This window comes from Bradyrhizobium liaoningense, from assembly GCF_018130955.1.
In the GTDB taxonomy this organism is placed as follows: domain Bacteria; phylum Pseudomonadota; class Alphaproteobacteria; order Rhizobiales; family Xanthobacteraceae; genus Bradyrhizobium; species Bradyrhizobium liaoningense_C.
On sequence record NZ_JAFCJM010000119.1, the window covers coordinates 1 to 7861 of the forward strand.

9 protein-coding genes are annotated in these 7861 nt (G+C 64.0%); 4 read left to right on the plus strand and 5 right to left on the minus strand.

The features are described 5' to 3' along the window. Positions 1-93 precede the first annotated feature (93 nt). Both JQ632_RS38565 and JQ632_RS38570 read right to left on the minus strand, forming a co-directional pair. On the minus strand, positions 94-249 hold the full coding sequence (locus JQ632_RS38565) for a Thivi_2564 family membrane protein (RefSeq protein ID WP_008546817.1): 156 nt from the start codon (positions 247-249) through the stop codon (positions 94-96). Between the two features lie 123 nt (positions 250-372). Beyond that, positions 373-567: a hypothetical protein gene (locus JQ632_RS38570; protein WP_212407946.1), complete on the minus strand. Its 195-nt coding sequence runs from the start codon at positions 565-567 to the stop codon at positions 373-375. Between the two features lie 109 nt (positions 568-676). Between JQ632_RS38570 and JQ632_RS38575 the strand changes: the two genes are divergently transcribed. Further along, complete coding sequence (locus tag JQ632_RS38575) at positions 677-2773, plus strand: methyl-accepting chemotaxis protein (protein ID WP_212407947.1); 2097 nt, start codon at positions 677-679, stop codon at positions 2771-2773. Positions 2774-2846: 73 nt separating this feature from the next. Here the strand turns inward: JQ632_RS38575 and JQ632_RS38580 are convergent, their stop codons facing one another. Then, a complete protein-coding gene (locus JQ632_RS38580) occupies positions 2847-3488 on the minus strand; it encodes a DUF2865 domain-containing protein (RefSeq protein WP_212407948.1) in 642 nt (213 codons plus the stop codon). 10 nt (positions 3489-3498) lie between these two features. Next, the gene (locus tag JQ632_RS38585; protein ID WP_212407949.1) at positions 3499-4311 is read right to left on the minus strand and encodes a L,D-transpeptidase; all 813 of its coding nucleotides are present in this window, start codon (positions 4309-4311) and stop codon (positions 3499-3501) included. A 214-nt stretch (positions 4312-4525) separates the two neighbouring features. On the opposite strand from JQ632_RS38585, the gene JQ632_RS38590 reads away from it, so the two are divergent. From JQ632_RS38590 to JQ632_RS38600, 3 genes are all read left to right on the plus strand, one after another. Further along, entirely contained in the window at positions 4526-5638 is a 1113-nt protein-coding gene (locus JQ632_RS38590; RefSeq protein WP_212407950.1) for an AI-2E family transporter, read from the plus strand. Positions 5639-5740: 102 nt separating this feature from the next. Further along, positions 5741-6085, plus strand: coding sequence for a YqjD family protein (locus JQ632_RS38595; RefSeq protein WP_409363544.1), 345 nt, complete (start codon positions 5741-5743; stop codon positions 6083-6085). A gap of 70 nt (positions 6086-6155) precedes the next feature. Continuing rightward, positions 6156-6599: a hypothetical protein gene (locus JQ632_RS38600; RefSeq protein WP_212407952.1), complete on the plus strand. Its 444-nt coding sequence runs from the start codon at positions 6156-6158 to the stop codon at positions 6597-6599. A 26-nt stretch (positions 6600-6625) separates the two neighbouring features. Here JQ632_RS38600 and JQ632_RS38605 read toward each other — a convergent pair whose 3' ends face one another. Further along, complete coding sequence (locus tag JQ632_RS38605) at positions 6626-7015, minus strand: hypothetical protein (RefSeq protein ID WP_212407953.1); 390 nt, start codon at positions 7013-7015, stop codon at positions 6626-6628. Between the last annotated feature and the right edge of the window lie 846 nt (positions 7016-7861).

The following is a 7861-nucleotide window of genomic DNA, read 5'->3' on the forward strand; positions in this document are numbered from 1 at the left end:
ACCGAACCGCCGTATACGGACCCGTACGTACGGTGGTGTGGGAGGGGCGGAGCTGAGAGGCTCCCCCCTATCCCGATTGCGCAGTCTCGATGCCTAGAACACCGCCAAATATTTCAGCAGCGAGACGATGCCGATGATGATGACGATGACGCGCGCGATCTGCTTGGCGCGGCCGTCCATCGGCAGCATGTTGATGAGATAAAGAACCAGGATGACGACGAGAAATGTGACGAGTACGCCGACCAGCATCGCAGGGCCCCCTTCAGGCATTTGTTAATGAGAGACTAACGCGGGGCGCGGCATTTCGGTTCCCGTGCATGCAACCCATTACAACTTCTGGGAAATACGGACTTCTGCGGCGAAGCCGCTATCTCAGGTAATCGACAAGCTGAAGATCGAACCCCAGGACGCGACCGCAACGCCGGCGCGGCGGCCCGCCAGAAGGCGATCGAGGCCTATGTCGGCGAGTTCGAGGGTGTGGTCCGCAAGACGCTCGACGAGCTCTCCGACGTCTCGGGCGAAATGCGCAAAACGTCCGGCGATCTCGTGCTCGACAGGAGCAAGCAAACCGACGGTAACGATCCCTTAACCTCTCCCCTCCGCGCACCCGCCGCGCGTTACAACTCTGTTTATCCCTTTTTGCGAAAAATGCGCCGGGTTCGGGGGGAATTCCAACATGCTGAAACGTCTGACCGTTTCGACGCTGCTTCAGTCCGTCATCGCTCTGCTGGCCGTTTGCGTGGTGGCGCTCCTGGTGACGACGGCGTGGCAATCCTGGGGGCGGTTGCGCTCGACCGGCCACATCTCGGCGGTCGCGGACGCCTCCACCAACGCCTTCAAGGCGATGCACAATCTGCGCACCGACCGGTCGTCGACGCCGCGCATGTTGAATGCCGAGGCCGCGGTCTCGCCCGAGATCGACAAATTCCTCCACGGCATCCAGGGCGCCGAGATGCCCGCGATCCGATCCACCGCCACGCTGCTGCCCTCGATCCCGTTCGCCGAGCAGGCCACGCTGGTGGGCACGTTGAACCAGCAGGTCGAAAAACTCGCCACGCTGCAGGCGGAAGCCTGGGACGAGATGCGCAAGCCGAAGAAGGCGCGCCGCGCGGCCCTTTCGAAGGAATACACTGATCTCACCGGCGCCCTGCTCGCGACGCTCGAGAGGATCACCGCGAATCTCGCAGCCTCGGTCAATCACACCGATCCGCTGATCGACCAGTTGCTGTCGATCAGGCAGGCGGCCTGGCTGCTGCGCAATACCGCAGGCGAAGCGTCCGATCTGGTTGCGACCGGGCTCGTCGCCACCGGCAGCCTCCCGATGGAGGCGCAGCAGACCTATACCAAGACCGTCGGCGCGATCGAAAATGCCTGGAGCGCGCTGGAATCCTCGACGCTCGGCATGCAGCTCTCGCCGCAGCTCGCCAAGGCGATGGGCACCGCCCAAACAGCCTATTTCAACCCGGACTATCTGGCGCTCCGCGACAAGCTGATCGACCAGATCATGGTCGGCTCGAAGACCGACATGACCGCCGACCAATGGACGCCGGAGACGGCGCAGCGCATGGGCACCGCGGTGGCGGTCGCCGAGCGCGCGCTCGACGAGGCGCGCGACTACGCCGCCGAGCAATACGCCTCCGCCGGCCGCGCGCTGGCGGTTCAGATCGCGATGCTGACCTTCGCAATCCTGCTGACGGTCGGCGCCATGATCGCGGTGACGCGCCGGGTCATCCGTCCGCTGCACAACATTCGCGACGCCATGCTGAAGGTCGCCGGCGGCGACCTCTCGGTCGACAGCGGCTATCTCGACCGCAATGACGAGATCGGTGCGCTGGCCGGCGCGCTCGAAACCTTCAAGCAGCAGGCGAGCGAAAAACTCGCGATCGAGGCCCATGAGCGCGAACGCAATGCCGGCGCTACCGCGCGCCAGCGTGCGATCGAGAGCTATGTCGGCGAGTTCGAAGGCGCGGTGCGCAAGACGCTCGACGAGCTCTCCGAGGCGTCCGGCGCGATGCGCAAGACCTCGGGCGATCTCTCTGCCGTGTCGCGCCAGACCAACGACCGTGTCCAGGTTGCAGGCAAGGCCTCGAACGACGCGTCGATGAGCGTGGACAGCGTCGCCTCGGCAGCGGAAGAGCTGAGCGCCTCGATCAACGATATCAGCCAGCAGGCCGCGCATGCCGCGGGCATTGCCAGCCGCGCCGTCAGCCAGACCCGCGACACCGACGGCACGGTGCAGGGCCTTGCGAAGTCGGCGAGCCGGATCGGCGAGGTCGTCGGCCTGATCAACACCATCGCCGCGCAGACCAATCTGCTCGCGCTCAACGCCACCATCGAAGCCGCGCGGGCCGGTGACGCCGGCCGTGGCTTTGCGGTGGTCGCTTCCGAAGTCAAATCGCTGGCGACCCAGACAGCGAAGGCGACCGACGAAATCTCAGAACAGATCGCTGACATCCAGAAAGTCGCCGGCGACGCCATCAGCGCCATCCAAGCGATCGGCGGCATCATCGGCGAGGTGAACGAGGTTGCGACCGCAATCGCCGCCGCGGTGCAGGAACAGGGCGCCGCGACCCAGGAAATCACCCGCAGCACGCAATATGCGGCGCAGGGCACCAGGAACGTTTCCGAGAACATCACGGGCGTGAAAGCGGATGCCGATGCCGCAGCCGCGGCTTCCGACAACGTCAAGCACGCCTCGGAGGTGCTGGAAACGCAAAGCCGCCAGCTCGGCCATCAGGTGACCGACTTCTTGGGGAAGATCAGGGCAGCGTAGCCCCCGCACGCGTCTCTCAGCGGCGACCACACACTTGGTGTCGTCCCGGCGAAGGCCGGGACGGCAGTTATCCCTACTCCTTCGCCACCACTGGCACGTGACGCAAGCGCGCCTTCACCGAATCCGGCAACGGCGAAAAATTCACGGCAGCGCCGCGCCTGTCGCTGCGGTTGGCCATCACGAGTCCCCCGGCACTTGCGACGATGTCGCCCTTGCGCAGCGTCGGATCGTTCTCGACCTTGACCTGCGCCAGACCAACCGGATCCTTGCCGTTGCAGGTGCAGCCCGCGACGAGTTCGTTGCGGAAGCGGAAGGCGTTCGGGAGGTCGGAATAGGACATGCCGTTCTCGGTCGCCGCATCCTCGATACTGCTGCCATAGACCAGCGTCGTTTCGCTCGACGGGCAAAAACTCTTGCAGGACTGCGCCTTGCTTTCGCCATCGGCTCCCTGCGCCGGGAAGTAGCGGCCGTCGCAGCCGCGCACGCAATAGGCCTGGCCGCCGCCATAGCGCAGCCGTGGCGCCTCGCTGCGCAGCATGTCGTCGTCCGGAAACGGAACGCGGATTTGCGGCGGCGGCCGCCGTCCGAACGCGCCGAAGAGAGCAGAGAAGAAGTCTTCTGCATGGGCTGGCGGCACCAGTGCCACGCTCAGCGACGCGGCAACCAGAACCGCGGCAACGCCGCCTGCCAGTCTCACGATCGAACACTTCACCATGCCACCTCGCTCAGTTCACTGACGGCGTCGAGATGTTGAGGGCCTGGCGGCCTGACGGCAGCGTCATCGCGGCCGGCCGCTTGCGCACGGGCTCGCCGCCGCGTGCCATCAGCGGCGCGTTCTTCGGCAGGACAACCACCTTGGTGCCGATATTGACCCGGCCGAACAGGTCGATGACGTCCTCGTTGGTCATGCGGATGCAGCCGGACGAAACGAACTTGCCGATCGTGGTGGGGTCGTTGGTGCCGTGGATGCGGTATTCGCTGGCGCCGAGATACATCGCCCGCGCGCCGAGCGGATTGCCGGGACCGCCGGCCACGAAGCGCGGCAGGTAGGGCTGGCGCGCGACCATCTCTGCCGGCGGATGCCAGTCCGGCCATTCCGCCTTGCGGCTGACCGTCTGCACGCCGGCCCAGGTAAAGCCCTCCCGGCCGACGCCGACGCCGTAGCGGATCGCGCGGCCCTGACCCAGCACATAATAGAGCGACGTATTGGCGGTATCGATGATGATCGTACCGGCCGCCTCGCTGGAGGGGAAGCTGACGATGGCGCGGCGCAGCCGTTCGGGCAGCACCGCGTCGTCAGAGGCTTGCGGCGGCTGCGTCGCATCATCCTGCGTCGCGTAGCCTTGAGTCGTGTAACCTTGGGTCGCGTAGCCACGGGCCGTGTAGCCCGGAGTAAAGGCCTGCGGCTGCATCGGCGTATAGAACAGCGTCTGCGCGCTCGCGGCAGTGACCGGTACCGTCAGCAGTGTTGTCGTGAAGGCAAGTATGATGAGAGCGCGCGGCGAACGCCGGCGGAGGGATACAGATAACTCGGTCATGTGCTGCCCCGTTTGAATCTGAGTGCATCAGGGTGATGCGTTGCCCCAACAAACGCGGTAGCAACGACTCAAGTTCCGCGCCCGCACGCGGCTGTGACGTCACAGTCAAGCGAACCCGATTTCACGAATCCGCGATGGAACCGCTTGAGGCTGTCCGTGTTGACCGAGATATCGACCGCGCGGGCAAATGGGCTTTCGTGCGGGGAGAACCATTGTGCGCGTCCTTCCCAGTGAACGTCTGATCTCCGGCAACGACGAGGGCACGCCCCTACCCGACAGCAGAAGCGAATTACCGCCGGTGATCCGGCGCACCGAGTTCGTTGCCTTCGCGCTGGCTGGCCTGCTCGTGATCTGTGTCGTCGCCGTGCTCTATGTCGGCAAGCCATTCTTCCTTCCGGTCGTGATGGCATTCGTGACCGGCACCATGCTGTCGCCGGCCGCGACCTTCCTGGAGAAGCGGAAAGTGCCGCGCTCGCTCGGAGCCGTACTGATCGTGGCCGCGGTCACGGCTGTCGTCGTCTTCGTCGTCGGCCTGATCGCGTCACCGGTGATGGAATGGAGCTCGCGCCTGCCGGAATTGGCGGCGCAGCTCAAGGACAAGCTGCATGTCTTCGACCGGCCGCTCGCGCTGTGGCAGGAGCTGCAGTCCATGCTCGGCGGCTCCGAAGGCCTGCCCAGCCTTCAGATGCCAAAATTCGAATGGGTGCAGCCGACGCTGGAGTTCTTGTCGCCGACCTTCACCGAATTTCTCCTGTTCTTCGCCACCCTGATCCTGTTCATCGCGAGCTGGCGGGACCTGCGGCGCGCCCTGATCATGACGTTCGGCGATCGCGACGCGCGGCTGCGCACGCTGCGGATCCTCAACGAGATCGAGGTCCATCTCGGCAACTACCTGCTCACGGTGACCCTCATCAATATCGGGGTCGGTATTGCCACCGGCATCGTCTGCGCGCTGACCGGCATGCCCAATCCGGCCGGCCTCGGCGCGCTCGCGGCAACCCTCAACTTCATCCCCATCATCGGACCGGTCGCGATGTTCGCCGTGCTCGTCGTGGTGGGTCTCGTCGCGTTTCCCACGATCGGCGGCGGGTTGATGGCCGCGCTCGCCTTCGGCGGCCTCACCTTCCTGGAGGGACATTTCATCACGCCGACGATCATCGGCCGGCGACTGGCGCTGAACGCGCTCGCCGTCTTCCTTGCGCTCGCCTTCTGGACCTGGCTGTGGGGGCCGATGGGCGCGTTCCTGTCCTCGCCACTGCTGATCGTCGGGCTGATCCTGAAGGAGCATCTCTTGCCGTCGGACGCGCCGCAATTGCCCGGCGATTGACGCCGTTTCCGCATGCGGAACTTCCCCAACGGGGAAACGTTTTCCGGCTATCGCACCGCCAACAGTTCGGAGCTTTTGATGTCAATGAGCAGCGAAACCGGAATGAGAGACTGGACCGACAAGTCCACCAGAGAACGCCTCGAGAAGGATGTAGCAGCCGTGAAAAGCGATATCGCCGCCCTCACCGACCAGATCACCGACGCACTCAACACGTTCGCGAATTCGGCGGGCAAGCAGGCCCGGCGCGGCTACAAGCAGGCGCGCGAGAACATGGACTCGACGCTCGACGACATGTCGGAGCGCGGCAGTGCCATGATGGGTGCGGCGCAAGACGCGGCCTCCTCGCTCGAGGAGACGCTGGAAGAGGCGATCACGCAGCGGCCGCTCGCGACCGTCGGAATTGCACTCGGCATCGGTTTCCTGATCGGCCTGGCCTGGCGCCGGTAGGCGCCGAAACAAATCCTGACGAGGCGGCGCAGCTCATACCGCTTTTGGCTGAGGGAGATGAGAGGCGACAATGTTTCAGCGTATCATGGACGGCATTCGCGCATCGACCGGCACGACCATGCGCCTGACATCGCTTGCGCTTGCCGTGGCCATCGCGCTGTTCGTGACGACCTCGTTCCTGTGCGCGGCGGCTTTCATTGCCGTACTCCAGGCCTATGGGCCCGTGCAGGCCTGCCTCGCCGGCGCCGGCATATTCTTCCTGCTCACGCTGGTCGCCGCCATCAGCTACATCGCGTACAAGAAGGATGCCGAGAAGCGGGCGGCAAGGGCGGCAAAAGCCTCGGCGCAAAGCATGCTTGCCGATCCCGTGCTGATCGCCACCGGCCTGCAGGTCATCCGTGCCCTCGGCGTCAAGCGGCTCTTGCCGATTCTCGCGATCGGCGGCCTTGCGCTGGGGATTTTGGCGAGCCGCGCGGGCGCGGCTGACGATAGATCGGCTGAAGCGGCCGAATAAGAACTTCGGCTGAGACGTCGTGCCGGTCAGGTCACGCAGCGTCCGGGCTGCAGCAACTTGGCGACTTCCGTCAGCGCGCTGACCACGGGCTCACAGGCGATCGTCGGCTTGCGGTTCTTCTGGAGCAGCGAGGGCAATTTGGCGGCATTGCCGGTCTCGATCACGGCGGGAACCCGCAACAACACTGACGTATCCTTGAGATCGTTGAGGCGCATCGACACCGTGCGCGTGGGAACCGCCGACGGTTTCGGTTCAGCGATGCGGTCGGCCTTCCCGGCACGGTTGACGTTGTGGCTCGGCTTGTCCGCGACGGCCTGCCAGCGGTCGGCGAGATCATGGCCCGAGGCCAGTTGCACGGCGCCGAGTGTCAGCGTGATCGCGACGGCACCGAAAAAAGCTCTGCGAATCTGTGACATGGCTGTTCGTCCCTCGCCCCATGGCGATCAACGGAACAACGCTGCCGAAACATCGCGGGTTCGGGGCGCCACGATCACTTAACCGTGTGCAAAATATTTTGAGGAGCCACGGAACGACTCCCGCAACCGGGAGTCATCCTTGCAGCCGGTTATTCCCCCCTGCCCCATAAACCGGCGATGTAGGGCGCGACTGTGGTGATGCCAGTCGCGCCTTACTTTTTTCTGCGGAAACCGCAGCCTTTTTAGCCAATTACCAACATTGTTACCAACATCGGCGAGTTACTGGAGGCCCTCATTGGGCAGGGAAGTCACGGATGATCGAAGGGACGCGGATGCGGCCGATTGTCCTACGCCGCCCAGCACGGGCGTCCTCCAGCGCCTTAAGCGCGCTAGCAGGCGTCCTCATCTTGTCGCCGCCCTTAGCAACGAGCTGCACAAACAGCGCTGTAAGTGCGTCCCGAAACTCAGTCTCACGTTCACACATCGTATCAAACTCCAATTTGCTCACCGTCCCGAAAACGGAGCTATCTGGGCAAAGAGGATTTGTCATTACGCAGCCGTTGCGCATCTAGATGCGAAAAGATCAGCGGCAGGCTGTTTTGAAAAACAGCGGACGGTTAGAGATGTCTGCAAGCCGAGGTCCGCGTCGTTGGAAGAGCACGTCACGCCAGTTGCGAATCTAAAAAGAGAGCGCCTGTTTTGAAAAACGGCCTAGTTGAGGGTGTGGTTAAAATCAGCGCGGCCGACTACCCCGAATAGGTATTGAACCTGACCTTGCCCCCAAGTTTTATCCAATCCTGAGTTCGCTCCGGCTGTTGGATTTGCCCGGTTGGGCGGTGGTAGCGA